This window comes from Niveispirillum sp. KHB5.9, assembly GCF_048066115.1.
Classification (GTDB): domain Bacteria; phylum Pseudomonadota; class Alphaproteobacteria; order Azospirillales; family Azospirillaceae; genus Niveispirillum.
In genome coordinates, this window is sequence record NZ_JBLTYX010000018.1 from 120,767 (window position 1) to 146,400 (window position 25,634).

Below are 25,634 nucleotides of genomic sequence, written 5' to 3' on the forward strand. Positions count from 1 at the left end.
CATGCCCGATCCCCATAATGCGGCGCTTTTTGTGAGGGGGACCCGCCATGCAGGTGGAAAACAAGCTGTTCGATGACCTGGCCCGTGTCGCCAGCGGTGCCATGGGTGCCATCTCCGGCATCCGGGGCGAGGTCGAAGGCCAGATTCGCCAGCAGTTCGAGCGTATCCTGGCCCAGATGGACCTGGTGAGCCGGGAAGAGTTCGAAGCGGTGAAGGCTGTGGCGGCCGAGGCGCGGTCCCGGCAGGAGGCGCTGGAGGAGAAGCTGGCGGCCCTGGAAGCCAAGCTTTCCAATGAGTCGCAGGGCTGACGCCCCACCGGCGACGCTTCATATCCATGTGACAGGTTTTTTCACGAAACGGCAAGGAACCGGAATCCGGTTGCGCCTGCGAAATGGCGCTGGCACCGTATTCCTGGTGGTTCCATAGCCGGTAGGGCCACAATATCTGGGTACCCTGATTTGTGGCCCACCGCCGCGCCCTGGGGACGGGTGCTGGCAGGTTTCTGGGAGTTAGGGGGACGGCATGACCGCGTTGAATATCGAGACCCAAGCGTCGACCCACAATCCGCTGGACATGCTGGAAGAGATGGTCGTCGCCAATGAATGGGCTTTCGACCGCGTCTCCGAGGAGGAGATGGTGGTGGAGATCGGCGGCCGCTGGTGCGAATACCGCCTGTTCTTCATGTGGCAGTCAGACGTGTCCGCGATGCAGTTCTCCTGCCAGTTCGACATGAAGGTGCCGGGCGGGCGCAAGGCCGCCGTGTCGGAACTGCTGGCGGAGATCAATCCCAAGATGTGGCTGGGCCATTTCGATGTCTGCCACGACCAGCACACGCCGATGTTCCGCCAGACCACTTTGCTGCGCGGCGCGCGCGGCGCCAGTGCCGAACAGCTTGAAGACCTGATGGACATCGCGCTGGCGGAATGCGAGCGTTTCTATCCGGCCTTCCAGTTCGTCATCTGGGGCGGCAAGACGGCCAGCGAGGCCGTGTCCGCCGCCATCCTGGATACGGTGGGCGAGGCCTGAACAACCGGGTGGGGTTACCAATCGCCAGGGGGAGGAACCCCGGCAGCCCCATCGGACACCAGGGGGAACACCGGATGAGTGCGAGTTTGTTGCTGGTCGGGTGCGGAAAGATGGGCGGCGCCATGCTGGCCGGCTGGAAGGCCGCCGGTGCCGCCGGCCAGGTTGTCGTCGTGGAACCGTTCGGCGTGCCCAAGGGCCTGCCTGCTGACGTGGCTGTGGTCAAGGAAGCGGCGGAAATCCCGGACGGCTTCGCGCCCGATGCCGTCATCCTGGCCGTGAAGCCGCAGATGATGGACCAGGCCCTGCCCAATTATGTCCGCTATGCCGGCTCCGCCCTGTTCCTGTCCATCGCGGCGGGCAAGCCCATATCCTATTTCGAAAAGCATCTGGGGGGCGAGGCGGCGATCGTCCGCGCCATGCCCAACACCCCGGCCGCCGTGGGCCGCGGCATCAGCGCCGCCGTGCCCAACGCCAAGGCCAGCGAGGCGCAGAAGGCCCTGGCCCGCACCCTGCTGGGTGCCGTGGGCGAGGTTGCCTGGGTGGCGGATGAGACGCTGCTGGATGCTGTGACGGCCCTGTCGGGCAGCGGGCCGGCCTATGTGTTTCTGCTGGTGGAAGCCATGTCGCGGGCCGGCATCGCCGCCGGCCTGCCGTCCGACCTGTCCATGCAACTGGCCCGCGCCACGGTGATGGGGTCGGGCGAGCTGCTGCGCCAGAGCCATGAGTCTGCCGAACAGCTGCGCCGCAACGTCACCAGCCCCAAGGGCACGACGGAAGCGGCCCTGAACGTGCTGATGACCGAGGGGCCGGGCGGCCTGCATGAGCTGATGACCCGCGCCATCGCGGCGGCGACGAACCGTTCTCGTGAGCTGGCTGGTTAAGGGATAGGGGTATTGTTCGGATGGCCGGACCGTTGAGCCCGAGTGCGCAGAAGATCCAGAACCTGCTGAACGATCTGGGCCATCCCATCCATGTGCTGGAATTCGCCGTCTCCACCCGCACCTCGGCCGAGGCGGCGGCGGCCATCGGCTGCGATGTGGCGCAGATCGCCAAATCGATCATGTTCCGCACGCGTGACACGGGCCGGCCCGTGCTGGTGGTGGCGTCGGGCACCAACCGGGTGAACGAGGCGACGGTGATCCGTCTGCTGGGCCCGGCTTTGGCCGGGGAGAAGCTGGCCAAGGCCGATGCCGATTATGTGCGGCAGAAGACGGGCTATCCGATCGGCGGTGTGCCGCCGCTGGGCCACAACGTTCCGCCCATCACCCTGTTCGATCGCGACCTGTTGAACTTCACCACTGTCTGGGCGGCCGCCGGCACACCCAACACCGTGTTCCCCATCGCCCCGGATCTGCTGTCGCGCATCGTCGGCGGGGTGGTGGGAGAGGTGGTTTAGCGAAGACAGCTTCCCTGGGTATTGCAAAAATGGTATAAAACCATGGGCTGGATGGTGCATTTTCTTGATCGGAATGTAAGCGATCTGCTTGCCACCATGCCGTTGGATATCCGGGCATCCTTCGCCCGCATTGTCGATTTGATCCAGACCCATGGCCTGGAACGGGTACGGGAACCCTATGTGAAGCATCTGGAGGGGAAACTCTGGGAGATGCGCATGAAGGGAAAGGATGGCATCGCGCGGGCCGTCTATGTGACGGCGTCCGGCAGAAGGGTCGTTGTTGTCCATGTCTTTGTGAAAAAGACGCAGCGCACGCCACGGCGTGAGATCGACATCGCGTTGAAGCGGGCAAGTGAGGTCGAATGAGTGGCAAAATGATCCGGGCGGACGACGTGATCCGCGATTGGCGGCAAGACCCTGCCTTTGTAACCGCTTATGACGCCTTGGCGGATGAATTTGCCCTGGCAGATGCAATGATCCGGGCGCGGGTTGCCGCCGATATGACGCAGGAACAGGTGGCGGAAGCGATGGGTACCACCCAGGCTGTCATCGCCCGTTTGGAAAGCGGTCGGGTAAAGCCATCGACGCGGACATTGGAGCGGTTCGCACAGGCGACTGGAACTCGTCTGCGGATCAGTTTCGATCCGTTGAAGAACGTTTCGTGAAATGCACAAGGGCCGGCACAGGCATGGTCCTGTGCCGGCCCTTGTCGGTTACTTGTCATTATTCCGCCGGCACCAGTCGCCGTGTGCCCATTACCCGCTGGGCCGGTGCACTGCGCGCCTTGTCCAGGACATGGGCCAGCCGTTCGGCGGCGCGTGACAGCCGCTCCGGCGTGAAGGCAGCGTAGCCCAGCACCACGCCACCCGGATCACCGGCGACGCCCGGTCCCTTGCGATAGGCGGACAGGGCCGGCAGGGCGATACGGGCCTGACCGGCCAGTGCCGACAGGGCGGCATCATCCACGCCCAGGGTGGGGGCCAGACGGCCCACCAGATGCAGGCCGGACCCCGCTGCATCGACGGAGATGGCGCCGGACCAGTGGCGTTCGGCTGCGAACAGCAGCGCCTGCTGGCGTTCGGCATAGAGGCGGCGGGTGCGGCGCAGGTGGCTGGCATAATGGCCCTCCACCAGGAAATCATGCACGGCCATCTGTTCGGGCAGCGGCACATGCAGGTCCATCCGGGCCCGCAGGCTTTGCGCGGCGGCGACCAGGGAGGAGGGGACGACCAGCCAGGCCAGGCGCAGGGCCGGCACCAGCGTATTGTCCAGGGCACCCAGATGCAGCACCCGCTCATTCTCATCCAGGCCCTGCAGGGCGGGCAGGGGGCGGCCCGTATAGCGATAGCCGCCGTCGCGGTCATCCTCCAACAGCCAGGCGCCGCTGCGCCGGGCCCAGGCCAGCACCGCCATGCGGCGGCGCAGCGGCATGGTGCCGCCCAGCGGGAACTGCCAGCCCGGCGTGACCACGGCTAGCCGAGCGTCCGGTGCCAGACGGGCACCGCGTTCCGGATCGATGCCATCGGCATCGACGGGCACATGCGCGATGTTATAGCCGCGCTGACCCAGGGTCAGGGCCTGCACGGGGCAGCCCGGCTCCTCCAACCATACCGTGTCGCCCGCCGTCAGCAGCAGGGTGGACACGAATTCCAGACCGGAGCGGCGATCGGGCAGGATCAGGATCTGTTCGGGATCGCACGCGATGCCCCGGCTGGTCTGCAGATGACCGGCCAGCACACGGCGCAGGGCCATCCAGCCACCGGCCGTGTCATGGCCCAGCAGCAACCCGCCGGCGTCACGCCAGCGCTTGGCCAGCACCCGGCGCCAGGTGTCGATGTCGAACTGGTCATAGGCCGGCACGCAAGGCTCGAACGGCAGCAGTTCCGCACCGGCGGCCGGCACGGGCACGGCGGGCTTGGGGGGCGGCGTGGCACGTGTGGCGGCGCTGGGTGCCAGGCGCACGGCGGGCGCCATGGCATCGTCGGGCAGGGTGCGGCAGACGAAGGTGCCGGAACCGATCCGCGCCTCGAGATATCCTTCCGCGGTCAACCGATCGACCGCCGCCACCACCGTGTTGCGCGACACGCCCAGATCGGCGGCCAGCGTGCGGGTGGAGGGCAGCCGTTCCCCGGGGCGGATGGCGCCATTGACGATGGCACCGCGCAGGCGGTCGAACAACCGCTGCTGCAGGGGCGTGCCGTCGGTGCCGTCGAACAGGGAGAGCAGGGGGCCTTGGCTGAGTTTCATGCGCGGATACCTCGGGCGATCAACCGGGCGTCATTCCGGACCTCGGGTCGGAACGGCGCCCCTGCATCGTTCCGTGGATTTCGGGAAGGAAACGGGTGGTAAGCCGGCGGGCAGGGCATGATGGGGTCGCCCATGGCCCGCCGGCCAACCCTGGAGCGGCCGGACACCGGGGAGGCCGCTCCACCATCACCGGCGACGGGGCTTGCCGGTGACGATCTCGTACGGGTGCCGTCAGCTGACGATCTGGCCCGTGGCCGGGTCGATCTTCAGGGTGGCGAAACGGATGCCGTCGGCGGACTTCAGTTCGACCTGCAACAGGCCGTCCTTGGAGCGAACGTCGCCGACGCGGCCGAAACGGTAATTGTTGTTCTTCATCCAGGTCTTGGCGATGTCGCGGGCTTCCGCGGTGGTCACCGGTTCGGTGCGGGCGACGGCGCTGGCGGGCTCCTTTGCCGCGACCTGGGCATTGCCGGCGGAGCCGGCCTGGGCGCTGTCGCTGGCATGGGCGGCGGTGACACCGAGTGCGGCGGCGAAAGCGAGGGCGATCAGGGTGCGCATTGGTGCTTCCTCTTCTTCATCTCTGCTTGTTGGCAGGCCGGTCTTTCTCCGGCGACAGGCCCATCTGAGCATTGCCGCTTTACCGGTGGATGACGGGAAGAGGGGGCTTGTGAAACACTCTGTTTCCAAAGGCCTTAGACGTTACATTGTGGTAACAACATGGCCGTCGGCAGCCCGTCGGCGCTTCGTTTATGATTGCGACATGACCGAGAGCAGCACCCACCTCCTGGTCGTCGATGACGACCGTGAAATCCGCGATCTGCTGACGCGCTATCTGACGCGCCATGGCTACCGTGTGACGGCGGCCAAGGACGGACAGGAGATGCGTCGCTACCTCGCCGACCGCAACATCGACCTCATCGTCCTGGATCTCATGATGCCGGGCGAGGACGGGTTGTCGCTTTGCCGCGCGGTGCGCGCGGAAGGGGGACCGCCCGTCGTCATGCTGTCGGCCATGGGGGAGGATGCGGACCGTATCCTGGGCCTGGAGATCGGCGCCGACGATTACCTGCCCAAACCTTTCAACCCGCGCGAACTGGTGGCCCGCATCAAGGCCGTGCTGCGCCGGGCGGCCACGCCCACGGGCACGGCGCAGGTGACGGCCGGCGCCATCAATTTCTCCGGTTTCGTGCTGGACCAGGCGCAGCGCCGCCTGACCGACGCGAAGGGGGAGGAGGTGACGCTGACCGCCGGCGAATATGAGTTGCTGGTGGCGCTGGCCACCCGTCCGCGCCGGGTCCTGTCTCGCGACGACCTGCTGGAGATCACGCGCGGCCGGTCGGCCGGTCCCTTCGACCGGTCCATCGATGTGCAGATCAGCCGTCTGCGCCGCAAGATCGAGATCGACCCGGCAGAACCCACCATCATCAAGACGGTGCGGTCCGGCGGATATATCTTCTCCCCGGAGGTGCAGGCACCATGAGGGCGCTCACCGACCGCATGTCCTATTCGATCTTCGCGGTGCTGGTCGGTGGCATCCTTCTGTCGCAGGCCATCGCGCTGGGCCTCTACCGGTCCGACCGGGCCGAGGCCGTGGCCGATGCCGAGGGCGGGCAGCTGGCCAACTGCCTGGCCGGCTTCGCCCAGGTGATCGAGGACCAGCCCACGGAAGTCCGCCTCTCGGTCCTGCGCGGCCTGAAGGAACGCGAGCTGACGGTGCGGACCAGCAGCGGGCACACCGTCATGCTGGACGTGCATGAGAAGAAGCCCAAGGCGCCGGGCCAGCCGGAAATGTCGCCGGCCGTGTCCATCCCGCCCTTCGGCATGCCCGTGCCGCCGCCGCCGGAACCCAATGTCATCGAAGTGTCGCGTCAGCTGAAGGACGGCACCTGGATGCGGTTCCACGCGCCGGTCACGGCCACCGACGCGCTGCGCGAACCGGGCTTCATCGCCTCGCTGGGCGGGTCGGCGGCCGTCGCCATCCTGTTGTCGGCCTGGGTGCTGGGCTTCACGACGCGGCCGCTTCGCCGCTTCGCCGCTGCCGCCAACCGGCTGGGCATCGACATGAACGCGCCGTCCCTGGACGAGGCGGGACCGCGTGAAGTGCGGCTGGCCGCATCGGCCTTCAACAAGATGCAGCGCCGCCTGCGCGCCTTCGTGGAGGATCGGACCCGCATGCTGGCGGCCGTCAGCCACGATCTGCGTACCCCGCTCACCCGCCTGCGCCTGCGCGCCGAATTCATCGATGATGATGTCGTGCGCGACAAGATGCTGGAGGATCTGTCGGAGATGGAGGCGATGATCGGCTCCACCCTGGCCTTCGCGCGTGACGAGGCGGCGAAGGAACCGCTGGAGCCGCTGGAGCTGAACGCCATGCTGGCGCGGCTGGGCGAGGATATGCGTGATGCCGGTAAGCCCGTGGGCGTGGCCCCGGCACCGTTTTCCATCCCCATCACCGGCCGTCGCATGGCCCTGCGCCGGGCGCTGGGCAACCTGATGGAGAATGCCGTCAAATACGGCCAGACGGCGCAGGTGGCCGTGGCCGTGACGGGAGAGAACGTCACCATCACCATCGATGACGAGGGGCCGGGCATCCCGGAGATCGAGTTCGAGAATGTGTTCCGGCCCTTCTTCCGGCTGGAAGCTTCCCGCTCACGCGATACGGGCGGCACGGGTCTGGGCCTGTCGGTCGCCAATGACGTGATCCGGGCGCATGGCGGTGAAATCCGTCTGTCGAATCGGCCCGAAGGCGGACTGCGCGTCACCGTCATCCTGCCCATGGAGCAGATGGCGGCGTGAAGGCGGGCGGGCCGTGGACCGGCCCGCCGCCCAACCGATCAGAACGTATAGGCGATGCCCAGCCCGCCCATGAGCTGGTCGCGGCTGCCATTATCCTTCACGAAGGGGCTGTCGGCCGCATTGCCGAGCATCCGGGAATATCCGGCGATGCCCATGACCGACCAATTGTCGTCCAGCGGATGGATCAGGATGGCCGTCAGCCCGGCATTCTTGAACCCGGCCTCGGCCTTGTAACCGGTGCGCGATCCCGGCAGGACCAGTTCCGTCGGGCCCGTGGGGCGCAGCCGGTCGGCGGTCGTGCTGAAATAGGAATTCATGTAGTCGTCGCTGGCCCAGGTTAGCGACGGGCCGACCATCACCATGGTCTGGCCGACAGGATTGAACATCCAGGTGGCGGACAGGGTGGCTTCCGTCCCCTTGTGTCCGTCGCCCAGCAGGTCGGTAGCCACATCCACCGACAGCATCAGCCGGTCGATGGTGTATTCGGCGAAGACGCGGCCGATGGCCGTGTCGCCGACATTGCGATACCCGTGCAGGGCCTTGTCCTTGCTGGATTTGCGCCCGCCATCGAAGGCGACGGCTGCACCCACGGTCAGGTCGTCGGTGGCGATCAGGTTGGCGCCCAGCCCCTGGCGGGACAGGAAGAAGCGGTTGTTGTAGGTGATCTCGATATCGGGGACGGGCTGGATCTTATAATGGTCCGACCCTTCATATTCGGGGGTGACAAGGCCGAGCGCGCCCAGGCGCACATACCATCCGTCCTCGCCCTGGCCGGGCTGGGCCAAGGCGGCCGTGCCGCAGGCGAGCGACATCAGGGCGCCGGTGGCCGCAGCCACGCGCAAACGCCCGGTAAAACGGGTTCTCATGGTCTCTCTCCGATGTGGACACGGGTTATGGCCACTGCCCCGCCATTCCCGTGCCGGCACCATGACAAAGCGCTTTGATGCCAGATGTGATGGGCATCACCAAAATGAACGGCGATCAAAAATTTTGGCGACGATTTGTTAACCATCTTTCCGTTATCGCCGAATCGGCATACGCGATGGTTCAGGGCGGTTCCCAGCGGGAGCCGCCCTGGCGGCGACCGCCTCCGCAGCGCACATGCGCCCGTGAAGCCGAGCCGCGGACGCGGTGCTGGCGTTTGAGGAATTCAAAACGTGTAGGACAGGCCCAAGCCACCGCTGAACTGGTCCCGGCTGCCATTGTCCTTCACGAAGGGGCTGTCGGCCGCGTCGCCCAGCATGCGGGCATAGCCGGCATGGCCGATCAGCGACCAGCTGTCGCCCAGCGGATGGATCAGGATGGCCGATAGGCCGGCATTCTTCAGCCCCGATCCCGCGTCGAACCCGATGCGTGACCCGGGAACCACCTGTCCCGTGCGGGCCGCATCGTTCAGCCGGTCCGGCGTGGTGCTGAAGAAGCTGTGCATATAGCCGCCGCTGGCCCAGGTCAGGCTGGGGCCGACAACAAGGGTGGCGTCGCCATAGGGGCTGGAGAGGCAGTTGATGCCGATCGTCGCCTGCGTGCCGCCATGCCCGTCGCCCAGCAGGTCGGTGGCGATGTCGGCATGCAGCTTCACGGCCCCGATCCGATAATCCACCATCAGCCGGCCCACGGCCGTGTCGCCGATGGACCGGTATCCGGTCAGGGCCGCCGCCTTGCCGGAGCCGCGGCCGCCATCATAGCCGACGGCCACATTCACCTCCAGCACCTCGCTGTGCGGCGTCAGGTTGATGCCCAGCCCATGGTGGGACAGGAAGAATTGGTTGTCGTAGGTGATCTTCACCACGGGCAGGGGCCGCAGCTTGTAGCGGTCCCCACCTTCATATTTCGGCATGGCCAGGGCCAGGGCGCCGATGCGCGCGTACCAGCCGGTTTCGTCCCCACCGGGCTGGGCGGCGGCCTGGGTGGCACCCGACAGGGCCAGCGCCGCCGTCAGCATACCCGGTAACATATGTCGCCTTACCCTCATCTTTCCGCTTTCCCCTCCGTTTCACCGTTCCCTGTCGCGGACTTAGCCGATAAAATGACCGGCAATGCCGTTCCTCGACCTTCATGTGACCAAGGCCGCCGGACAGTTCCCAATAGGGAAACACCTGCGGCCTGCCGGAGTTTCAGCGACCATGCCCATTATCAACCGTATTGCCGATTTCCATGCCGACATGACCGCGTGGCGGCACCATATCCACGAGAACCCGGAGACCGCGTTCGAGGAGTTCCAGACCTCCGACTTCGTGGCCGACAAGCTCAAGGATTTCGGGATCGAGGTGCATCGCGGCATCGCGGGCACGGGCTTGGTGGGCGTGCTGCACGGCAAGGACGGGCCGACGGGCAAGGCCATCGGCCTGCGCGCCGACATGGATGCGCTGAACATGGATGAGGGCAACACGTTCGCCCATGCCAGCAAGGTTCCCGGCAAGATGCATGGCTGCGGCCATGACGGGCACACGACCATGCTGCTGGGGGCCGCCCGCTATCTGGCGGAGACGCGCAATTTCAGCGGCACGGTGAATTTCATCTTCCAGCCGGCCGAGGAAGGTGCGGGTGGTGGGCGCCGCATGGTGGAGGAAGGGCTGTTCGACCGCTTCCCCTGCGACATGGTGTTCGGCATGCACAACTGGCCGGATTTGCCGCCCGGTGAAATGGTGGTGAAGGCCGGCCCGATCATGGCCGGTGCCGACCAGTTCGAGATCAAGGTGGCCGGCAAGGGCGGCCATGCGGCCCTGCCGCACCATGCCATCGATCCGGTGGTCATTGCCGCCCATATCGTGACGGCCACGCAGACCATCGTCAGCCGCAATGTCAGCCCCATCGAAAGCGGCGTCATCTCCATCACCCAGATCCATGCGGGCAGCGCCTACAACGTCATCCCGCAGGAAGTGATCATGCGCGGCACCGTGCGGGCCCTGTCCCATGAGGTGCGCGACCAACTGGAGAATGGCCTGCGCCGTATCGTGGAGACACTGCCCGCCGCCTTCGGGTCCAGCGCCACCATGACCTATCGCCGGGGATATCCGCCCACGGTCAACCATGAGGGGGCGCCGACGAACCTGGCATCGCGCGTCGCCAAGGATTTGGTGGGCGTGGACAATGTCCATGACAATGTCGGTCCCAGCATGGGGGCGGAGGATTTCGCCTTCATGCTGCAGGAACGGCCCGGCTGTTATGTCTGGATGGGCCAGGGCGGGGCGGCCTTGGGCTGCCTGCTGCACAACCCCGCCTATGATTTCAATGACGAGATCCTGCCGCTGGGCACCAGCTACTGGGCGCGGCTGGTGGAAACGGCGCTGCCGGCGGCGGCCTGATCCCATGGCGCGGCGGGTCGGCAGGACGGGCGTGGTCGCCCTGGTGCTGATGGCTCCCCTGGTCCTGGCGGGCTGTGGCGGCGGAGCGGGGGCTTGGCTGGCGGGCGAGACGGCCGGCGGCGGGTCCGGCATGGCCGGCGATGCTCCGCCGCCGTTGGCCACCCGTGCCATGTGGCGGGCGGAAAATGCCCGTGCCCAGTCGCAATCCTTCCTGGTGGCCCGCACGGATGCCGAGTGGACGGCGCTATGGGATCTGGCGGGCCGTCCGCCGCCCGGTCGCCTGCCACCCAACCAGATGGCGCTGGGCGTGTTCCTGGGCACGCGCACGACCACCGGCTATTCGGTGGATATCCTGCGCCTGCGGCCCGAGCGCCGCGACGGACAGCATGACCGGCTGGTCGTGGAATATCGCGAGTTGACGCCGCCCGACGGGCTGATCACCGCGCAGGTGCTGACCAGCCCCTATGCCATCATCATGGTGGACCGCAGCGACGCGGTGGTGCGGTACAACCGGATGCCGTGAGGGGCCCTCTCCCTCTCCCGCTTGCGGGAGAGGGAGGGACCCAAGCCTGTCAAGGGTTGGGAGGGAGAGGGCGAAACCCCTTACTCCGCCCCGTCCGCCACCACGCGGTTGCGGCCGCTGCGCTTGGCCTGATACAGCGCCGTGTCGGCGCGGCGCAGCAGGTTGTCGCCCGACTCCGGCTTGCCATCGGCGTCCAGCGTGCTGTCGGCCACGGCGACGCCGATGCTGATCGTCACGTCGATCTTGCCCACCGGGGCCGACACGGCGAAGGATTCCTCCGCGATGCGGCGGCGTAGGCGTTCAGCCACGACCATGGCCTGGTTGGCGTCGGTGTCGGGCATGATGACGACGAATTCCTCGCCACCCATGCGGGCCACGAGGTCGAAATTGCGCAGGTTGCGGCTGGCGCGCTGCGCCACTTCCTTCAGCACCTCGTCACCCACGCCATGGCCCCAGGTGTCGTTGACCACCTTGAAATGGTCGATATCGAACAGCAGGGCCGAAACCGGCTTGTTGTTGCCGCCCGATCGGTCCAGCAGGCGCGGCAGGTGGGCCGACAGGTAGCGGCGGTTGAACAGGCTGGTCAGGCTGTCGGTCAGGGCCATGGACAGGCTGGCCTCGTAATTGGCGCGCAGCTTGTCCTGATAACGCTTGCGTCGCACCTGGGTGCGGGTGCGGGCCAGCAACTCGTTCCGGTCGATGGGCTTGATCAGGTAATCGTTGGCGCCCAGCTCCAGCCCCTTGGCGATCCGGTCCATGTCCGTCTCGTCCGCCAGCAGCAGGATGGGGATCTGGCGCGTCTTCTCATGGCTGCGCAGTTGGGAGCAGAGGCGCAACCCGTCCTCCCGCATCAGAGTCAGGGAGATGACGATCAGCTCGAACTCCTCCGCCAGAGCCAGTTCCAGGCCGCCGGCGCAGGTGTCGGTATCGGTGACCACGTCGCGGTCGCGGGCCACCGTCTCCACGATCTTGTCCAGATCGATGGCACTGTCCTCCACCACCAGCACGCGGGCGGCCTCCGCCGTCTGGGTATGGACCGAATCGGTGGAGACCAGCATGCCCAACTGGCCCGACGTGCTTTCGCGCAGGCGCCATTCGTCCGTCATCATCTTCAGACGGACCAGCGAGCGGACGCGGGCAAACAGGGCGACGTCGTTGACGGGCTTGGTCAGGAAATCATCGGCCCCGGCCTCCAGCCCGCGCACGCGGTCGGACGCGTCGGAAAGGGCGGTGACCATGACGACGGGGATGTGCATGGTGGCCGGATCGGCGCGGATCTTCTCGCACACCTCGAACCCGTCCATGCCGGGCATCATCACGTCCAGCAGCACGATGTCCGGGTGCTGGGCATGGATGCGCTCCAACGCCTCCGGCCCGGAATTGGCCGTTACGACGTCGAAATATTCCCTGGTCAGCTTGGCTGCCAGCAGCTTCACATTGGGCAGGACATCGTCAACGACAAGAACCCGAGCCGACATGGTTTTCACACCCACCGGCCCGGTACGTCCAGGCCGTCAAAGGAAACGTTGCACCGTCTGAAGGAACTTCGCGACGGAGATTGGCTTGGCGATGTAATCCTCGCAACCGCCCTCGCGAATTTTCTCTTCATCCCCCTTCATGGCGAAGGCGGTGACGGCCACCACGGGGATGGCCTTCAGTTCATCATCTTCCTTCAACCACTTGGTAACCTCAAGCCCGGATACCTCGGGAAGCTGAATATCCATCAGGATCAGGTCCGGGCGGTGCAGCCGCGCCAGGCGCAGCGCGTCCATTCCGTCCTTGGTCTGCAGGGTCGCATAGCCGTGCGCTTCCAGAAGATCGTGGAAGAGCTTCATATTCAGCTCATTATCCTCCACGATCAGCACGCGGCGCTGGCGCGGTGCTGCCTGACCGGCATCCTGGATCTGGTCCACACTCATCGGCACCGCTCCGCATCGTCACTTGTGGCTGCCGGCCATGCCCTTCGCCTGGGCGGTGTCCAGCGTCCTGCCCCCCGTTGGGCACCTGTCATTAGACCGGTACAACTCTTAACCATTCGTTACCGATTGACATCATCAACCATGCCGCCCGATCCGCCAACGCCCGTTTCGAACCCGTTGCCCGACGCGCTGTGCCGCGATTGCGGAGAACCGCAGGCGGTGGCGCGGCGTTGTGCGGCCTGCGGGTCGGTGCGGCTGGTCAAGCATCCGGAACTGCATGCCCTGTCCATCGCCCATATCGACTGCGACGCCTTCTATGCCAGCGTGGAGAAGCGCGACCGGCCGGAACTGGCCGACCAGCCGGTGATCGTGGGCGGTGGGCATCGCGGCGTGGTGTCGGCCTGCTGCTATATCGCCCGGCTCTATGGCGTGCGCTCCGCCATGCCGATGTTCAAGGCGCTCCAGCTCTGTCCCAAAGCCACCGTCATCAAGCCCGACATGCGCAAATACGTGACGGTGGGGCGGGAGGTGCAGACCCTGATGCAGGAGATGACGCCGCTGGTCGAAGCCATCTCCATCGACGAGGCGTTCCTGGACCTGTCCGGCACCGAACTGCTGCATGGCGGCAGTCCGGCACGCACCCTGGTGCGGCTGGTCCGGCGGATCGAGACGGAGATCGGGGTCACCGCGTCCATCGGCCTGTCGCACAACAAGTTCCTGGCCAAGCTGGCCAGCGACCTGGACAAGCCGCGCGGATTCGCCACCATCGGCAAGGCGGAGACCCTGTCCTTCCTGGCGCCCAAACCGATCGGCATGATCTGGGGCGTGGGCAAGGCGCTGACCGCAAAGATGCAAGGTGACGGCATCCGCACCATCGGCCAGATCCGCGAGCTGGAGATGAAGGAGCTGGTCCGCCGCTATGGTTCCATGGGCATGCGGCTCTATCATTTCTCGCGCGGGCAGGATGACCGCCGCGTGACGCCGCACAGCCCGATGAAAAGCATCTCGTCGGAGACGACCTTCAATACCGACCTGTCGGCGCTGGAGGAACTGGAACGGGAATTGTGGCCGCTGGCGGAGAAGGTGTCGAAGCGGATGAAGGCCGGCGGCCATGCCGGGATGACCGTGACCTTGAAGCTGAAAACCCCCGACTTCAAGCTGATCACCCGCAACCAGCGGCTCTCATCGCCCACGCAGTTGGCCGACCGCATCTTCCGCACGGGGCGCGACCTGCTGCAGGCGGAATGCGATGGGCGGCGGTTTCGTCTGCTGGGCATCGGCTGCCACGATCTGGTCGACCCGCGCGACGCCGATCCGCCCGACCTGGCCGATCCCGGCCAGCAGCAACGCGCCAAGGTGGAACGCGCCATCGACGCCGTAAGGGCGAAGCTGGGCGGGAACGCGATCCTGAAGGGCAGGGGATTGCCGGGGAAAATGTAGGGGGAGTTACTTCCCGAAGGTGAAGCGCACGCCGGCCAGGGCCGACCAAGTCTGGGCGGTGCCGTGCGCCGCGAAATCATCGGTGGCGGTGAAGGAGGGCTCCCCACCGCGCACATAGCGGCCATCGGCGAAGAAGGAGAAGCTGCCGTTGACGGGCACCGACAGGCCGACCACGCCCTGATAGGCGAAGCTGTCGGCGCGCGCGTCGGTATAGCCCATGGCCAGCCGTTCAGCCTCCGTCCGGGTCCAGCCCATGCCGATGCCGACATAAGGGGTCAGCCAGTCGGTCACCTTCATATTGACCCGGGCATTGGCCATGGCGCCCGGCGACCCGATGGCACCATCGACGCTGGGGGCGGTCAGCAGGGCCGAATCACGGTCGCGATAGGCATATTCCAGTTCCAGACGGAAGCTTTCCATCGGGTGCCAGTCATTGCCGGCCGACAGGCCGGGATTGGCGGCACCGATTCCATATGTAGTGGCGTTACCGGTGGGGCCACCCACATAGCGGCCGGACAGTCCCTGAATATAGGCACTCGGCAGTTCGGAATCGGACGCGCCCGCATCCTGCGCCAAGGCAGGGGCGGTGACGAGGCCGAAACAAACGGCGAAGAGGGCGGTCTTCAGCGGCTTCATGACATTACTCCGACTCCCTTTGTAATAACCGAGGATGTCGATGAAGTCATGTACGGAGCAGGGTTAACGTCCTCCAACTTAAGGAACGCCTGCCATGTGTGTCAGCATAGACACGGAATTTTATTCCCACCGCCTTAATATATAGGTGGTCATAGGCTGTACCGGGTGTGCTGTCAGGTCGCCGGGGCGCGGCCGGCGCGGGTGCCGCGGTCGCCCAGGCGCGACGGACCCGGCGGCGCACCGCTGGCCGTCATCCGCATGCGCAGATGCAGGGAGCCGGTGCCAAAATCCAGCGCGAAACCATCGCTGAGCCCCAGCACATCCATGCCCAGGATGAAGGCGGGCTCATCCTCCAGCCCCAGGGCCCTGTAGGCATGGGCATCGACCAGGGTTGCCGGCAGGCCGGTGACGCTGACCGGCCCGATCTTTACCCGTGGCAGCAGATAGACCTCGCCCATCCGCCTCTCTCCGGCCAGGTTCACCACCTCGATCTGGCCCACAAGGCTGGCGGGCTTTTCACGCTCCTTCAGCGCTTCCAGCAGAACGGGGTTGAACATGGACCGTTCCGCCCCCGTATCGACCAGTCCGTTGACAATCGTGCCGCCGATTTCAACCGGCACGATGACCAGGCCCGTGGGGTGGACGCGGCCCTTAACCGAATCATAGCCGGTGGGGGCGAAGCGGCGGGATTGTTCGATCTTGATCTCGTCGCGGCGGAAATTCACCGACAGGCGCTTGCCCTGCAAACTGTTGGTGCCCAGCACGCCGCCCGCACCCGACAGGTCGCCGAAGGCCAGGACGGGGGTCACCATGTCTTCGGCCACGAAGCGGCCCATATCGATGCGGCCGACCTTCATGGTGGGCATGATCACCGGGCCCAGCACGTCATGCACGCGCATCAGGTTGCCGGTAACGGTGACGTCGGCACCGACGGCCATGCCGGGCATTGGTGGCGGGGCGACGAAGCCCAGGGCACGGGCGATCTCCATGCCGATCATCGTGCCCGAGCAACCGGTGTCGACCAGGAAGCGCACGGGGCCATAGCCATCGACCACCACGGGGGCCAGGACACGGCCCGCCCGGTCGGGACGGGTGGGGATGGCATAGACGGGGCCGGGGGGCACCGGCGGCGGGGGCGGCGACATCTCCGCCACGGCCGGGGCGGCACCCAGCAGCAGCAGGGTTGCGGCACCGGCGAGGTGCCGGACAAGGCCGCGGCGGCCCTGGCGTGTCGGGGCCGTGCGCATCGGGACTGTTCGTGTCATGGCCGTCCCTCCCTGTTTGCCGGCATCTTCTGGAATGGATACCGGTCTCCAGGATAGTCTAATCCAAATCGCGGCCGGTACTTCCACTAATCACGGCATGGCTCGACCCGTGAAGGTCCGCTTTAATGGGGGTGGAAAGGGCCAGATAGACCGATTTTATTGCAGTTGCGCAAAGAAAAAGGCCGGGCGTTGAAGCCCGGCCTTTCTGCAAAACCCAACAGGATGCACCCCGCCGGTTAATAATCACTTACCCTTGGGTGCTGCGGCCGGGGCCGGTGCGCCGGGGGTGGGCAGGGGTTCCTTGCCCTTCTCCCTCAGCACCTTGACGATACCGGCGGACGCCGCATCGGCCTGGGCCTTTTCCGGTTCCGCCGCCTCATGCGAGAAGACGTTCAGCACACGGATTACCTGCTCCTGACCCTGCTGCTTGGGCAGCTCGATCAGCTGCATGACCAAGGCGACATGGATCTTGTTCTCGGCTGCCTGGCACGATACGGAACCGGAACGAAGCTGATAGGCCGGCAGTTTTTCCACCGCACCCATGGTGGGCGTGTAGGTGCCTTCGCAGCTCTTCTTCAGCTGTTCCATATAGGTGTCGGCCACCTTGGTGAAGTCGCCGGCCTGTTCCCCCATGGGAAAGCTGCGCACGGCGCCCAGCACCTTGTCGCCGATCTGCCAGGCATAGTCGCCGGGGCGCTGCTGCGGCGGGAACTTGTCCACCGGGATGGCATGGGCGTTCTGCAGGCCGGCATCGACCAGCAGCTTGGCCAGCGTCGGGGCGATCACCGGCTCCGTCGGCTGCGGCAGTTGCAACGTCCCGGCCTTGCCGTTCTTGACGCAGCTGGTCAGGTCGTTCATGGCCTTCGTCGTGCCCTTCAGCTGGAAGGACGCGGTGTCGCCCGGCACCTCGATGGTCAGGACCGAACCCGTGGTCAGACCCTTCAGCAGTTCCGCATCATCACCCAGGCCGATGGCCAGCGCGTTGGGCTGGCTGACGATGGCGCCCAGTTCGCGGTTGATCTTGCCGTCGATGGAAACCTTCAGCGCCGCGCGCTGGCCCGTGGGCATCTGCGCGCCTGGAATGCCCAGCACCATCTGCACTTTCTCGGCAGGATTGCGCAGGAAGATCAGGTGCAGGTTATTGTCGAATTCGACCGAGGCGCCGCACATCTTGAAGCTGCCATCGGTAAAGACCTGCGGGCCGACCTGCCATTCACCCTTGGGCACGCCGGGCTTGCCGGCGGGCTTGGGCGGGGTCACGGCGGCGGCCGGGCGGGGGCCGCCCTGGGCTGCGGCACCCACGGTGCCGGCAGCCGGCGCCTGTGCGGCCGGGGCCTGCTGCCCGATGGTGCCAGCGGCGGGGCCGGCGCCAATCGTGCCGGCGGCCGGGCCGCCCGATTGCTGCGGAGCCGCACCCGGCAGGATCAGGCCGCTGCCCGAGGCGGGCTGCTGGCTGGAGGATTGGGCGGAAACGCCGCCCGTCACGCACAGCGCAGCGGCGCCGGCAAGCAGCAGATGCCGCAGAACGCGCGGCGCGGAAAACGACAAGCTGGGAACCACGGGAAACAACCCCTCTCCACATTGGGCGGTGGGACCCTAGGCTGGTTCCCGGCACAAGGCAAGGGGGCATATGAAGCGCCGATTGGCCAGCAATCGCGCGGCTGATCAGCGTTTGAACGCCGCTCAGGCACCCGAAAACAGGCGGCGTCAAATAAACATAACCGAACGCAGTGCTTTTTGCGCTCGCCCCCACTCGGGCGGCTGTCGTATGTATGGGCTGTCGGCGGGGGTAGCACCAACGAGTGTCACAGCCCTTTCCGACAATGGGGCGAGGGAACGGGCATGCAGTACGAAGAGACGCGCCTGCGACATGCCGTGGTCGGGGTGCCGGAATGGGCGCGGTCAGACTGCCGGCGGCTATTGGCCCGTCGCTATGCCGACATGCTGTTCAACGACCACGCCTTCATCCGCATGGCGTACCGCAATTTCCACCGCATCGGGCCGGACATGTACCGGTCCAGCCAGCCCACGCGCGGGCAGATGGACGATCTGGCCCACATGGGCATCCGCACCATCATCAATCTGCGCGGCCGGCGCACCACCTGCGGTTCCTATTTCTTCGAGGTGCGGGCCTGTGCCCGGCTGGGCATCGAACTGGTCGATTTCCCCGTGCGGTCGCGCGATGTGCCCCGCAAGGAGGATCTGTTCGCCGCCCGCGAGCTGTTCCGCCGCCTGGAGGGCCCCACCGTCATGCATTGCAAGGCGGGGGCGGACCGGGTCGGGCTGATGAGCGTGCTGTACCGGTTCGTGGGGCAGGGCCAGCCGCTGCAACAGGCGCTGGAGCAGCTCTCCTGGAAATACGGTCATCTGCGCCATTCCAAGACCGGCATCCTGGACCATTTCTTTGAAAGCTTCCTGGCCACCGGCGGGCGCACGGTGGAGGAATTCTATGCCTGGGTCGAAAACGGCTATGATCCCGTCGCCATGAAGGCCGGGTTCCGGTCGCGCCGCTGGGCCAATGTCGTCATGGACAAGGTGCTGCGGCGTGAATAACCGCCGCGGATTTCCGATCAGGCCAGCCGGTCGATCTGCCGCTCCGTCAGGTTGCCGGGCACGATGACCAGCGGGATATCCAGCGATCCCGCCAGCTCCCCCGCCAGCCAGGAAATCAGCTTCCCCTTGCGCGCCGATGGCGGGGCCGCCCCCACCACAAGGGCGTGGATGTCGCCATCCTCGCGGATCGCCTCTAGTATCTCCGTGCCGATGGTGCCGCGCCGGAAGTTCAGTTCCGGGCGGATCCCTGTCAGGGCCCAGACCTCTCCCGCCAGATCCTGGAGCAGGCATTCCGCCTCCTCCCGCTGTTCGGCCTCCATCGTGTCGGCCACGCGCATCCAGCCATGGCAATCCACCGGCTCGCAAATATGCAGCAGGGCCAGCAGACCGCCGGTATTGCGGGCGCGCAGGGCGGCGAAGCGCAGGGCGGCGCGGCTTTGCGGGCTGCCATCCACACAGACCAGGAACTTGAACCGTTCGGCCGGATCGGCGCTGCGGTCGGGCAGTGGGATCACGGACGGCGCGGCCGCAGCCGGCTCCCCCCGGCGGGCCCACAGCCCGCCATTCATGGACATGAACATCGTCGATCTCCTGTCGTCAGGGGCAGGGGACGCGAATCTCCAACTTGCCTCGGGGTTTTCAACCCCGGCCGGCCACATAGTCGCGCAGGCTCTCCACCTCGTGGGTATATTCCGCCAGGCGGAACTTCACCACGTCGCCGATGGAGATGACGCCGACCAGGATGCCGTTCTCCACCACGGGCATGTGGCGGAACCGGCCCTCGGTCATGCGGCTCATCACCGTCGCCACGCTGTCGGCGGGCGTGCAGGAGACGACCTTGGCGGTCATCAGTGCCGATACCTGCTTGTCCAGGACGCTGGCACCATGCAGGGCCAGACCCCGCACGATGTCGCGTTCCGACAGGATGCCGGCAATGCCGCCGGCATCGTTCAGCACCAGGATGGCGCCGATGCGATTGGCATGCAGGACATGGGTGACGGAAGCCACACTCTCATCCGGGCGCGTGGTGATGATGGTGGCGCCCTTGTTCTTCAGGATGGCTGACACATGCATAAGCGGTCCTCCCCTTCCTTATCGGGGCTGTGACCCCTCTATGGTTAAGGGAACGCGATGTTGCGCCGCACGCGCAAGCCTATTCCGACAGCCTGTCCAGACGGAGCATCAGCAATCGCCGATCGGGTTGGTTGATCCCTACCCGATCGGCGATGTCGATGGCTTGGCGCAGCTGTTCCACCGCTAGTTCCCGTTCCCCCAGCCGTTCCAGGAACGATGCTTTGGTGACCGCGAACAGGGGATAGCGGGCGATCAGCGCATCCCCCTCCAAAGGGGCGAGTGCCACCAGTCCCGCCACCGGCCCATCCCGCTCCGCCAGCGCCACCGCCCGGTTCAACAGCGTGACCGGTCCTGGCGAAACCACCATCAGCCTTTCATATAGAGTGGCGATATGAACCCAGTCGGTGGCCCGCCAGTCGGGTGCCATGGCATGGGCGGCGGCGATGGCGGCTTCCAGATGCCAGCGCGTCTCCCGTCCGCCGGCCATGCTGGCCTTCAGATGGCGGAAGCCGGCAGCAATCAGTCCCTGGTGCCAGTGGCCCCTGTCCTGATCGGCCAGCAGCACGGGCAAGCCGTCCGCATCCTGCCGTGCCGGCAGCCGTGCCGCCGTCAGGCAGGTCAGCGCCGCCATGGCTTCCGCCTCCGGTCGGCCGGTGACGGGATGGTCGGCCAGCTGCCGGGCCAGATGCAGCGCGTCGGACACCAGATCGGCGCGGATCATCTCCGCCCCGTCGCTGCTGCCCACCCCTTCATTGAACAGCAGATAGAGCGTGCCCAGCACGGCTTCCAGCCGTTCGGGCAGGTCGGCCCCGGCGGGGATGGCAAAGGGCACGCGGGCGTCGGCCAGCTTCGCCTTCGCCCGTGTGATGCGCTGACCCACCGTGGGCTCCGGCACCAGAAAGGCGCGGGCGATCTGTCCCGTGCCCAGGCCGCAGACGGCTTGCAGGGTCAGGGCCACCCGCGCCTCCACCGGCAGCACCGGATGGCAGCAGGCGAAGATCAGGCCCAGCTTCTCATCCGCCAGTTCGGCGGCAAAGCGCGGGTTGGCCGGTGGCACCCCGTCGTCCGGCAGACTGTCGGCCAGATCATCGGGTGTGACGGGGGCGGTGAAGCGGCGACGGCGCAGCCCGTCCACCGCCTCGTTTCGGGCCGCCCGCCACAGCCAGCCGGCGGGATTGTCGGGAATGCCGGTGCGCGGCCAGGTGTGCAGAGCCTTGGTCAGGGCCGACTGTACGATCTCCTCCGCCTCCTCCAGCCGTCCCGGCCCCAGCAACCGGGCCAGCCGGGCGGTCAGACGCCCGGCCTCCGTCCGGAACAGGCCCTCCACCAGGGGGCCGGCGTCGCTGGTCATGAGGTCAGCCGTCGCAGCTGCCATCGACCTGCCGGATCTCCATCAGGCCGAAGCGCAGGTGTGGGCAGTCGGCGGCCAGGGCTTCCGCCGCGGCATAATCCGCCGCTTCGACCATGAAGAAGCCGCCGATCACTTCCTTGGCTTCCGCATAGGGGCCATCGGTGGCCACCAGGGTGCCGGACCGCGCCGTCAGGTGGCGCCCGCCCTCGTCGCACAGTTTCTGTCCGCCGACCAGCTTCCCGGCCTGGGCCAGCTTCTGACCCCAGGCGCTGTACTCACCGATGATGGCCTGCATCTCGTCGGGGGACATGCTGGCGAAGGTGGTCGGGGTTTCACGCAGGAACAGCACGAAGGTGGGCATGGGAATACTCCCTGAAGGATCGTCAGAACGGCGCCGATCGCCGCTCCCGATCCCTTGACGGCCCAGCTTTGGGGTTTTCGACATCATTGTCGAAAAAATTCCGCCACCCCACTATCAAGGGATGTTCCCGGTGGTTCGAGGCGGTGATGAAGCTGGAAGATCGTATGGCGGTGAAGCTGCTGGCCCTGGCCTCGGTGCAGTTGGGCAAGGCCGTGAATGAGACCCTGTGCACGGAGCCGGACCCCCGCCTGATCAAGGGGCTGCTGGCCGATGTGAAGGAAATGCTGTCGGATTTCGAACAGCAATATTTCAGGGAATAGAAAAGGCCGACGGGGGGTGCCGCCGGCCTTATCCTTGCCCTTGTCCTTATAATGTCACGCCCGGCCCACCTGGGCCTTGCGCGCCATATGGTCGGTAGGCCGCGCCGCGCGCCATTCGACCTCACGCAAATCCTCGGCACCCTGCGCATTGGCGTGGGACTGCCTTGCCGCCGGATGCTGCGCCGGACCGGGCTTCTTCTTCGCCTGGCGCCATTCGCTTTCCGCCAGACGGGGGGAGGTGGGGTTCTGTGTCGACATGTTGGCCTCCATGGCTGAAGCGGGCCGAAATCCGGTTCCCGCTGTTTCCATTTCCATCCGCTCTCGGCAAATCAACAAAGCCCTGCTAGGGATGTTCCGAACTTGTCCGAGCGGTGGGGGACGGCGGTGGAAGGAACGGAATTGACGGCCCATGCGGCCCACGGCTTTTCCATGGTGGAAGAGACGCTGATGTTCCTGTCCGTCGCGGTCACCTGCATCCTACTCCTTCACCGGCTGCGAATCAGCCCCGTTCTGGGCTATCTGGCCGGCGGCCTGATCCTGGGCCCGTCCGGTTTCGCCATGGTGACGCTGGAGGAGGATGTGCGCGCCGTGGCGGAGCTGGGCGTGGTCTTCCTGTTGTTCCTGATCGGGCTGGAGCTGTCGGGCGAGCGCTTGCGGGCGCTGCGCCGCTGGGTGTTCGGTCTGGGCGTGGCGCAGTTCCTGGTGACGGGCGCATTGCTGGCCGCGGTCGGGGTGGCGCTGGGCGTGCAGGTGCCCGTTGCCGTGCTGCTGGGGGGCGGGTTGGCGCTGTCCTCCACCGCCGTGGTGGTCCAGTTGCTGATCGAACGCGGGCAGGTGGCCTCGCCCACCGGCCGCGTCACCTTCGCCGTGCTGCTGTTGCAGGATCTGGCTGTGGTGCCGCTGCTGCTGCTGGCCACCACTCTGTCGGGCCCGCCGGGGCAATCGGTGCCGCTGGCCCTGGCCGTCGCCCTGGGCAAGGCGGTGCTGGCCGTGGTCGCCATCCTGCTGCTGGGCCGGTTCACCCTGGGGCCGCTGCTGCGGGCGGTGGCGGCGACGCGCAGCACGGAGCTGTTCACGGCCACGGCCCTGATGATCGTGCTGGGCACCGGCTGGGCCACGGGGCTGGGCGGATTGTCGACGGCGCTGGGTGCCTTCCTGGCAGGCCTGGTCCTGGCGGGTACGGAGTTCCGGCATCAGGCCGAATCCGACATGCAGCCCTTCAAGGGCCTGCTGCTGGGTCTGTTCTTCCTGTCGGTCGGTCTGGGCATCGATGTCGCTGCCATTGCCGACCGCGCGCACTGGATTTTGCTGGGCGTGGTCGGCCTGATCACCCTGAAGGCGCTGGTGGCCGGGCTGCTGGCCCGGGCCTTCGGGGCGGCACGGGATGTGGCCATCCGCTCCGGCTTGCTGCTGGGGGAGGCGGGGGAATTCGCCTTCGTCATCCTGGCCACCGCCGTGTCGGGCAAACTGATCGACAACGCCTTGGGCCAGGCGCTGGCCGCCACGGTGGGCCTGTCCATCGCCGTCACCCCCTTCCTGCCGGCCTTGGCCGACCGGCTGGTTGCCCGCTTCGCGCCGCTGGCACCGCCATCTGCCCCCGGTACCCGTGGCGGGGAGGAACCGCATAACCATGTCATCATCTGCGGTTTCGGCCGTGTGGGTCAGACCGTGGCCGCCCTGATGGCGCGCCAGCAGGTGCCCTTCGTCGGCATCGACATGAATGCCGATCTGGTGCGTCAGCACGCGACCGGCGGTGCCCACATTCATTATGGCGACAGTTCCCGGCACGAGACGCTGAAGCTGCTGGGGGCGGACCATGCCGTGGCCGCCATCATCACCCTGGACGATCCCCACGCCGCCGCCCGCACGGTTGCCGCCTTCCGTGACCATTGGCCGGCCTTGCGCCTGTTCGCCCGCGCCCGCGACAGGGCCCATGCCGCCACCCTGCTGGCACAGGGGGCGGAGGCGGTGGTGCCGGAAACATTCGAGAGCAGCCTGGTCCTGGCCCGTGGCGCGCTCGAATCACTGGGGGTGCCCTCGGCGGCCGTGGACGAGCTGGTGACGCTCTATCGTGAGACAGACCATGGTATGACGCGCCCCACCGATGGGCAAACCTGAGGTGGCACGGACGGGTGCCCCCAAACTATCCTTCCGCGCCACAGAAAAAGATTAACGCTCCTGTCGGATAGTGCGATGGTTCGCGCCTGCGGACCTCCCCGGACGGGGTAGCATTGCGTGGTTAGACGGGAGCGGGATCGTGAGCCGGTCCATTGAAGGCGTTTCGAACTGGATGCATATGTTCCGCTGGATCGTGAAGCTGATCCGCGACGAATATGGCGTCGATGAGAAGATCCTGACCCGCACCGCCGTGTTGGAGACCGATTGCGGCCTGTCCATCGAACAGGTCGAAGAGATGCTGGACGCCATTTCCGAAAGTTTCGAGGTGCGCTTCCCCGGCGGCACCCTGGATGAGGTGCTGAAGCTGGAAGAACTGTGCATGCTGGCGGCCTGGCTGCGCGGCCTGTTCAAGAAGCCGGAATTCATCTCCGCCGATTTCGAGGGACGCTGCCGCGCGACCAACCCGCTTGCCGGGGCCTGAGCGCCGGTCCATATCAGACGCCCGAACCGTGAATTCCGGGCACATGCCATCATGACCATCCATTTCCTGCGTCTGGCTGTCGGCGCCGACAGCCTGCAATCCATGCGCGACTGGCGCCGCGACCACCAGATCACCTGGAGTGGCCGCCCGGTCGTCCCCACCTATACGAAGCGGGCCCCGACCCGTCAGGCGGAGCTGCTGGATGGCGGCTGCATCTATTGGGTGGTGAAGGGCTTCGTGCAATGCCGGCAGCGTTTTGTCGGCTTCGACCAGATCCGCGATACGGATGGCAGCGACTATTGCCGCATGCTGATGGACCCGGAACTGATCGAAACCCAGGCGATGCCCAAGCGCCCGTTCCAGGGCTGGCGCTATCTGAAGCCGGAGGATGCGCCGCCCGATCTGGCCGAAGGGCAGGGGGGCGACGCGCTGCCGGAGCATCTTCTGGCCGAACTGCGGGCCCTGGGCCTGGCCTAGAGCGGTTTTGCGCTTGCGCAAAGCCGCTCCGGCGGCGACTGCCGCGGGAAGCCTAGCCCACGGATGTGGGCGCCGGCGATTGAGGAAGGCATGTTAAAAAATGCGGCACTTGCGAAAATAGTTGTTGCAGCGCCCAATCACCGGGTCTATACCCCGGCTCCCGCTTGGGACGGTGGCTTCGCCGCTGAAACAAACGGGCAACGGATAAGGGTTTCGACCAGTATCCATGGTTCTTCGACCGGCTTCCGGTCAAACAAGTTAACAAAAAGTTGACCATCGTTTATCTGATGATTGTTCACTTCTCTTTAAGGATTAGTGATTGATTGTCGGGAATGTTGATTGCTTT

Annotated in this window: 30 protein-coding genes; 16 read left to right on the forward strand and 14 right to left on the reverse strand. The window is 66.2% G+C overall.

What is annotated here, in order from left to right; translation table 11 throughout:
* The first annotated feature begins 47 nt into the window (after nucleotides 1-47).
* The 6 genes from ACM9HJ_RS24040 (at nucleotide 48) to ACM9HJ_RS24065 (ending at nucleotide 3,087) form a co-directional block, all read left to right on the forward strand.
* Nucleotides 48-308: an accessory factor UbiK family protein gene (locus ACM9HJ_RS24040; RefSeq protein WP_416574317.1), complete on the forward strand. Its 261-nt coding sequence runs from the start codon at nucleotides 48-50 to the stop codon at nucleotides 306-308.
* A gap of 214 nt (nucleotides 309-522) precedes the next feature.
* On the forward strand, nucleotides 523-1,026 hold the full coding sequence (locus tag ACM9HJ_RS24045; protein ID WP_416574318.1) for a YbjN domain-containing protein: 504 nt from the start codon (nucleotides 523-525) through the stop codon (nucleotides 1,024-1,026).
* Nucleotides 1,027-1,100: 74 nt separating this feature from the next.
* The gene (gene proC / locus ACM9HJ_RS24050; protein WP_416574319.1) at nucleotides 1,101-1,907 is read left to right on the forward strand and encodes a pyrroline-5-carboxylate reductase; all 807 of its coding nucleotides are present in this window, start codon (nucleotides 1,101-1,103) and stop codon (nucleotides 1,905-1,907) included.
* A 20-nt stretch (nucleotides 1,908-1,927) separates the two neighbouring features.
* Nucleotides 1,928-2,422 (forward strand): YbaK/EbsC family protein, encoded by a 495-nt coding sequence (locus tag ACM9HJ_RS24055; RefSeq protein ID WP_416574320.1) that lies wholly within the window; start codon nucleotides 1,928-1,930, stop codon nucleotides 2,420-2,422.
* Between the two features lie 42 nt (nucleotides 2,423-2,464).
* Entirely contained in the window at nucleotides 2,465-2,788 is a 324-nt protein-coding gene (locus ACM9HJ_RS24060) for a type II toxin-antitoxin system RelE/ParE family toxin (protein WP_416574321.1), read from the forward strand.
* Nucleotides 2,785-3,087 (forward strand): helix-turn-helix domain-containing protein, encoded by a 303-nt coding sequence (locus tag ACM9HJ_RS24065; RefSeq protein ID WP_416574322.1) that lies wholly within the window; start codon nucleotides 2,785-2,787, stop codon nucleotides 3,085-3,087. The genes ACM9HJ_RS24060 and ACM9HJ_RS24065 overlap by 4 nt, the downstream gene beginning before the upstream one ends.
* A gap of 58 nt (nucleotides 3,088-3,145) precedes the next feature.
* Here the strand turns inward: ACM9HJ_RS24065 and ACM9HJ_RS24070 are convergent, their stop codons facing one another.
* Both ACM9HJ_RS24070 and ACM9HJ_RS24075 read right to left on the reverse strand, forming a co-directional pair.
* Nucleotides 3,146-4,669, reverse strand: coding sequence for a PLP-dependent aminotransferase family protein (locus ACM9HJ_RS24070; RefSeq protein ID WP_416574323.1), 1,524 nt, complete (start codon nucleotides 4,667-4,669; stop codon nucleotides 3,146-3,148).
* 231 nt (nucleotides 4,670-4,900) lie between these two features.
* Nucleotides 4,901-5,227, reverse strand: coding sequence for a hypothetical protein (locus ACM9HJ_RS24075; RefSeq protein WP_416574324.1), 327 nt, complete (start codon nucleotides 5,225-5,227; stop codon nucleotides 4,901-4,903).
* 202 nt (nucleotides 5,228-5,429) lie between these two features.
* Between ACM9HJ_RS24075 and ACM9HJ_RS24080 the strand changes: the two genes are divergently transcribed.
* On the forward strand, nucleotides 5,430-6,149 hold the full coding sequence (locus tag ACM9HJ_RS24080) for a response regulator (protein WP_416574325.1): 720 nt from the start codon (nucleotides 5,430-5,432) through the stop codon (nucleotides 6,147-6,149).
* Nucleotides 6,146-7,465: an ATP-binding protein gene (locus ACM9HJ_RS24085; protein ID WP_416574326.1), complete on the forward strand. Its 1,320-nt coding sequence runs from the start codon at nucleotides 6,146-6,148 to the stop codon at nucleotides 7,463-7,465. The genes ACM9HJ_RS24080 and ACM9HJ_RS24085 overlap by 4 nt, the downstream gene beginning before the upstream one ends.
* Before the next feature lie 38 nt (nucleotides 7,466-7,503).
* On the opposite strand, the gene ACM9HJ_RS24090 is transcribed toward ACM9HJ_RS24085, so the two are convergent.
* Both ACM9HJ_RS24090 and ACM9HJ_RS24095 read right to left on the reverse strand, forming a co-directional pair.
* Entirely contained in the window at nucleotides 7,504-8,331 is an 828-nt protein-coding gene (locus ACM9HJ_RS24090; RefSeq protein ID WP_416574327.1) for a MipA/OmpV family protein, read from the reverse strand.
* Between the two features lie 284 nt (nucleotides 8,332-8,615).
* Nucleotides 8,616-9,419 carry a MipA/OmpV family protein gene (locus ACM9HJ_RS24095; protein ID WP_416574328.1) on the reverse strand — a complete coding sequence of 268 codons (804 nt, stop codon included), beginning with the start codon at nucleotides 9,417-9,419 and terminating at the stop codon, nucleotides 8,616-8,618.
* A gap of 169 nt (nucleotides 9,420-9,588) precedes the next feature.
* Here ACM9HJ_RS24095 and ACM9HJ_RS24100 point away from each other — a divergent pair, with 169 nt between their 5' ends.
* Together ACM9HJ_RS24100 and ACM9HJ_RS24105 are read left to right on the forward strand one after the other, a co-directional pair.
* On the forward strand, nucleotides 9,589-10,770 hold the full coding sequence (locus ACM9HJ_RS24100; RefSeq protein WP_416574329.1) for a M20 aminoacylase family protein: 1,182 nt from the start codon (nucleotides 9,589-9,591) through the stop codon (nucleotides 10,768-10,770).
* Between the two features lie 4 nt (nucleotides 10,771-10,774).
* Nucleotides 10,775-11,293, forward strand: a complete 519-nt coding sequence (locus tag ACM9HJ_RS24105) for a protease complex subunit PrcB family protein (RefSeq protein WP_416574330.1) — start codon at nucleotides 10,775-10,777, stop codon at nucleotides 11,291-11,293.
* Between the two features lie 80 nt (nucleotides 11,294-11,373).
* Here ACM9HJ_RS24105 and ACM9HJ_RS24110 read toward each other — a convergent pair whose 3' ends face one another.
* Nucleotides 11,374-12,771: a PleD family two-component system response regulator gene (locus ACM9HJ_RS24110; RefSeq protein ID WP_416574331.1), complete on the reverse strand. Its 1,398-nt coding sequence runs from the start codon at nucleotides 12,769-12,771 to the stop codon at nucleotides 11,374-11,376.
* A 36-nt stretch (nucleotides 12,772-12,807) separates the two neighbouring features.
* On the reverse strand, nucleotides 12,808-13,212 hold the full coding sequence (locus tag ACM9HJ_RS24115) for a response regulator (protein ID WP_416574332.1): 405 nt from the start codon (nucleotides 13,210-13,212) through the stop codon (nucleotides 12,808-12,810).
* Between the two features lie 141 nt (nucleotides 13,213-13,353).
* On the opposite strand from ACM9HJ_RS24115, the gene ACM9HJ_RS24120 reads away from it, so the two are divergent.
* Nucleotides 13,354-14,652: a DNA polymerase IV gene (locus ACM9HJ_RS24120; protein WP_416574333.1), complete on the forward strand. Its 1,299-nt coding sequence runs from the start codon at nucleotides 13,354-13,356 to the stop codon at nucleotides 14,650-14,652.
* A 6-nt stretch (nucleotides 14,653-14,658) separates the two neighbouring features.
* Here the strand turns inward: ACM9HJ_RS24120 and ACM9HJ_RS24125 are convergent, their stop codons facing one another.
* The 3 genes from ACM9HJ_RS24125 to ACM9HJ_RS24135 all read right to left on the reverse strand — a co-directional run bounded on the left by ACM9HJ_RS24125 (nucleotide 14,659) and on the right by ACM9HJ_RS24135 (nucleotide 18,101).
* Nucleotides 14,659-15,288, reverse strand: coding sequence for an outer membrane protein (locus tag ACM9HJ_RS24125; protein ID WP_416574334.1), 630 nt, complete (start codon nucleotides 15,286-15,288; stop codon nucleotides 14,659-14,661).
* Nucleotides 15,289-15,461: 173 nt separating this feature from the next.
* The gene (locus ACM9HJ_RS24130; protein WP_416574335.1) at nucleotides 15,462-16,553 is read right to left on the reverse strand and encodes a retropepsin-like aspartic protease; all 1,092 of its coding nucleotides are present in this window, start codon (nucleotides 16,551-16,553) and stop codon (nucleotides 15,462-15,464) included.
* 243 nt (nucleotides 16,554-16,796) lie between these two features.
* Nucleotides 16,797-18,101 (reverse strand): hypothetical protein, encoded by a 1,305-nt coding sequence (locus ACM9HJ_RS24135; RefSeq protein ID WP_416574336.1) that lies wholly within the window; start codon nucleotides 18,099-18,101, stop codon nucleotides 16,797-16,799.
* A gap of 294 nt (nucleotides 18,102-18,395) precedes the next feature.
* Between ACM9HJ_RS24135 and ACM9HJ_RS24140 the strand changes: the two genes are divergently transcribed.
* Complete coding sequence (locus tag ACM9HJ_RS24140; RefSeq protein ID WP_416574337.1) at nucleotides 18,396-19,106, forward strand: fused DSP-PTPase phosphatase/NAD kinase-like protein; 711 nt, start codon at nucleotides 18,396-18,398, stop codon at nucleotides 19,104-19,106.
* A gap of 17 nt (nucleotides 19,107-19,123) precedes the next feature.
* Here ACM9HJ_RS24140 and ACM9HJ_RS24145 read toward each other — a convergent pair whose 3' ends face one another.
* The 4 genes from ACM9HJ_RS24145 to ACM9HJ_RS24160 all read right to left on the reverse strand — a co-directional run bounded on the left by ACM9HJ_RS24145 (nucleotide 19,124) and on the right by ACM9HJ_RS24160 (nucleotide 21,892).
* Complete coding sequence (locus ACM9HJ_RS24145; protein WP_416574338.1) at nucleotides 19,124-19,687, reverse strand: universal stress protein; 564 nt, start codon at nucleotides 19,685-19,687, stop codon at nucleotides 19,124-19,126.
* A 58-nt stretch (nucleotides 19,688-19,745) separates the two neighbouring features.
* Complete coding sequence (locus ACM9HJ_RS24150) at nucleotides 19,746-20,180, reverse strand: CBS domain-containing protein (RefSeq protein WP_416574339.1); 435 nt, start codon at nucleotides 20,178-20,180, stop codon at nucleotides 19,746-19,748.
* A gap of 79 nt (nucleotides 20,181-20,259) precedes the next feature.
* Entirely contained in the window at nucleotides 20,260-21,531 is a 1,272-nt protein-coding gene (locus ACM9HJ_RS24155) for an RNA polymerase sigma factor (protein ID WP_416574340.1), read from the reverse strand.
* Nucleotides 21,532-21,535: 4 nt separating this feature from the next.
* A complete protein-coding gene (locus ACM9HJ_RS24160) occupies nucleotides 21,536-21,892 on the reverse strand; it encodes a YciI family protein (protein ID WP_416574341.1) in 357 nt (118 codons plus the stop codon).
* 146 nt (nucleotides 21,893-22,038) lie between these two features.
* Between ACM9HJ_RS24160 and ACM9HJ_RS24165 the strand changes: the two genes are divergently transcribed.
* The gene (locus ACM9HJ_RS24165; RefSeq protein WP_416574342.1) at nucleotides 22,039-22,212 is read left to right on the forward strand and encodes a hypothetical protein; all 174 of its coding nucleotides are present in this window, start codon (nucleotides 22,039-22,041) and stop codon (nucleotides 22,210-22,212) included.
* A 54-nt stretch (nucleotides 22,213-22,266) separates the two neighbouring features.
* Here ACM9HJ_RS24165 and ACM9HJ_RS24170 read toward each other — a convergent pair whose 3' ends face one another.
* A complete protein-coding gene (locus ACM9HJ_RS24170; RefSeq protein WP_416574343.1) occupies nucleotides 22,267-22,470 on the reverse strand; it encodes a hypothetical protein in 204 nt (67 codons plus the stop codon).
* A 102-nt stretch (nucleotides 22,471-22,572) separates the two neighbouring features.
* On the opposite strand from ACM9HJ_RS24170, the gene ACM9HJ_RS24175 reads away from it, so the two are divergent.
* The 3 genes from ACM9HJ_RS24175 (at nucleotide 22,573) to ACM9HJ_RS24185 (ending at nucleotide 25,288) form a co-directional block, all read left to right on the forward strand.
* The gene (locus ACM9HJ_RS24175; protein ID WP_416574344.1) at nucleotides 22,573-24,330 is read left to right on the forward strand and encodes a monovalent cation:proton antiporter-2 (CPA2) family protein; all 1,758 of its coding nucleotides are present in this window, start codon (nucleotides 22,573-22,575) and stop codon (nucleotides 24,328-24,330) included.
* Between the two features lie 139 nt (nucleotides 24,331-24,469).
* Nucleotides 24,470-24,811 (forward strand): acyl carrier protein, encoded by a 342-nt coding sequence (locus tag ACM9HJ_RS24180; protein WP_416574345.1) that lies wholly within the window; start codon nucleotides 24,470-24,472, stop codon nucleotides 24,809-24,811.
* Nucleotides 24,812-24,862: 51 nt separating this feature from the next.
* On the forward strand, nucleotides 24,863-25,288 hold the full coding sequence (locus ACM9HJ_RS24185; RefSeq protein WP_416574346.1) for a DUF1489 family protein: 426 nt from the start codon (nucleotides 24,863-24,865) through the stop codon (nucleotides 25,286-25,288).
* Nucleotides 25,289-25,634 lie beyond the last annotated feature (346 nt).

Excerpts from the sequence above, each read along its gene's own strand:
- ACM9HJ_RS24155 (WP_416574340.1), bottom strand. The coding sequence starts at position 21,531 with ATGACCAGCGACGCCGGCCCCCTGGTGGAGGGCCTGTTCCGGACGGAG.
- ACM9HJ_RS24080 (WP_416574325.1), top strand. The coding sequence starts at position 5,430 with ATGACCGAGAGCAGCACCCACCTCCTGGTCGTCGATGACGACCGTGAA.
- ACM9HJ_RS24105 (WP_416574330.1), top strand. The coding sequence starts at position 10,775 with ATGGCGCGGCGGGTCGGCAGGACGGGCGTGGTCGCCCTGGTGCTGATG.
- ACM9HJ_RS24055 (WP_416574320.1), top strand. The coding sequence starts at position 1,928 with ATGGCCGGACCGTTGAGCCCGAGTGCGCAGAAGATCCAGAACCTGCTG.
- ACM9HJ_RS24165 (WP_416574342.1), top strand. The coding sequence starts at position 22,039 with ATGAAGCTGGAAGATCGTATGGCGGTGAAGCTGCTGGCCCTGGCCTCG.
- ACM9HJ_RS24145 (WP_416574338.1), bottom strand. The coding sequence starts at position 19,687 with ATGTTCATGTCCATGAATGGCGGGCTGTGGGCCCGCCGGGGGGAGCCG.
- ACM9HJ_RS24070 (WP_416574323.1), bottom strand. The coding sequence starts at position 4,669 with ATGAAACTCAGCCAAGGCCCCCTGCTCTCCCTGTTCGACGGCACCGAC.
- ACM9HJ_RS24085 (WP_416574326.1), top strand. The coding sequence starts at position 6,146 with ATGAGGGCGCTCACCGACCGCATGTCCTATTCGATCTTCGCGGTGCTG.
- ACM9HJ_RS24110 (WP_416574331.1), bottom strand. The coding sequence starts at position 12,771 with ATGTCGGCTCGGGTTCTTGTCGTTGACGATGTCCTGCCCAATGTGAAG.
- ACM9HJ_RS24060 (WP_416574321.1), top strand. The coding sequence starts at position 2,465 with ATGGGCTGGATGGTGCATTTTCTTGATCGGAATGTAAGCGATCTGCTT.
- ACM9HJ_RS24120 (WP_416574333.1), top strand. The coding sequence starts at position 13,354 with ATGCCGCCCGATCCGCCAACGCCCGTTTCGAACCCGTTGCCCGACGCG.
- ACM9HJ_RS24130 (WP_416574335.1), bottom strand. The coding sequence starts at position 16,553 with ATGACACGAACAGTCCCGATGCGCACGGCCCCGACACGCCAGGGCCGC.
- ACM9HJ_RS24045 (WP_416574318.1), top strand. The coding sequence starts at position 523 with ATGACCGCGTTGAATATCGAGACCCAAGCGTCGACCCACAATCCGCTG.
- ACM9HJ_RS24125 (WP_416574334.1), bottom strand. The coding sequence starts at position 15,288 with ATGAAGCCGCTGAAGACCGCCCTCTTCGCCGTTTGTTTCGGCCTCGTC.
- ACM9HJ_RS24170 (WP_416574343.1), bottom strand. The coding sequence starts at position 22,470 with ATGTCGACACAGAACCCCACCTCCCCCCGTCTGGCGGAAAGCGAATGG.
- ACM9HJ_RS24100 (WP_416574329.1), top strand. The coding sequence starts at position 9,589 with ATGCCCATTATCAACCGTATTGCCGATTTCCATGCCGACATGACCGCG.
- ACM9HJ_RS24095 (WP_416574328.1), bottom strand. The coding sequence starts at position 9,419 with ATGTTACCGGGTATGCTGACGGCGGCGCTGGCCCTGTCGGGTGCCACC.
- ACM9HJ_RS24160 (WP_416574341.1), bottom strand. The coding sequence starts at position 21,892 with ATGCCCACCTTCGTGCTGTTCCTGCGTGAAACCCCGACCACCTTCGCC.
- ACM9HJ_RS24090 (WP_416574327.1), bottom strand. The coding sequence starts at position 8,331 with ATGAGAACCCGTTTTACCGGGCGTTTGCGCGTGGCTGCGGCCACCGGC.
- ACM9HJ_RS24185 (WP_416574346.1), top strand. The coding sequence starts at position 24,863 with ATGACCATCCATTTCCTGCGTCTGGCTGTCGGCGCCGACAGCCTGCAA.
- ACM9HJ_RS24115 (WP_416574332.1), bottom strand. The coding sequence starts at position 13,212 with ATGAGTGTGGACCAGATCCAGGATGCCGGTCAGGCAGCACCGCGCCAG.
- ACM9HJ_RS24065 (WP_416574322.1), top strand. The coding sequence starts at position 2,785 with ATGAGTGGCAAAATGATCCGGGCGGACGACGTGATCCGCGATTGGCGG.
- proC (WP_416574319.1), top strand. The coding sequence starts at position 1,101 with ATGAGTGCGAGTTTGTTGCTGGTCGGGTGCGGAAAGATGGGCGGCGCC.
- ACM9HJ_RS24075 (WP_416574324.1), bottom strand. The coding sequence starts at position 5,227 with ATGCGCACCCTGATCGCCCTCGCTTTCGCCGCCGCACTCGGTGTCACC.
- ACM9HJ_RS24040 (WP_416574317.1), top strand. The coding sequence starts at position 48 with ATGCAGGTGGAAAACAAGCTGTTCGATGACCTGGCCCGTGTCGCCAGC.
- ACM9HJ_RS24140 (WP_416574337.1), top strand. The coding sequence starts at position 18,396 with ATGCAGTACGAAGAGACGCGCCTGCGACATGCCGTGGTCGGGGTGCCG.
- ACM9HJ_RS24150 (WP_416574339.1), bottom strand. The coding sequence starts at position 20,180 with ATGCATGTGTCAGCCATCCTGAAGAACAAGGGCGCCACCATCATCACC.